Raw genomic sequence first — 383 nt, forward strand, 5'->3', positions numbered from 1 at the left:
CACCCTCCCCGCGCGACCCCAAATAGCGTCCAGTAGGGTTTGGTCCGCATAAACATCCAAACCCCTGCCTGCGTCAGGGCCGGCGACCGACCCGAATGCGGCCGCGGCCGGCCGCGCGGGCCGAGACTCTCGGGAAGGCGCTACGTGAGTCCCTACGGCTCCGACCGCTCGCCGCGGCGCCCGATGCGGCGGAAGCTGCTGCAGGCGCTGACTGCGGGCGTGGTCCTGGCGACCGCCACTGGTTGCTCGTATACATGGAAAGACTTCCCCCGCCTCGGATTGCCCACCCCGGTCACTGAAGAGGCGCCTCGCATCCTCTCCCTGTGGCAGGGGTCCTGGGCGGCCGCGCTGATCACCGGCATCCTCGTGTGGGGCCTGATCAT

At 69.5% G+C, this 383-nt stretch carries 1 pseudogene; it reads left to right on the forward strand.

Features of this window, described 5'->3' with window-relative positions:
- Positions 1 to 144 precede the first annotated feature (144 nt).
- A pseudogene (locus G3I17_RS39545) lies at positions 145 to 383 on the forward strand (cytochrome c oxidase subunit II); the annotation flags it as partial.

Source organism: Streptomyces sp. SID13031, from assembly GCF_010548305.1.
Lineage (GTDB): Bacteria > Actinomycetota > Actinomycetes > Propionibacteriales > Kribbellaceae > Kribbella.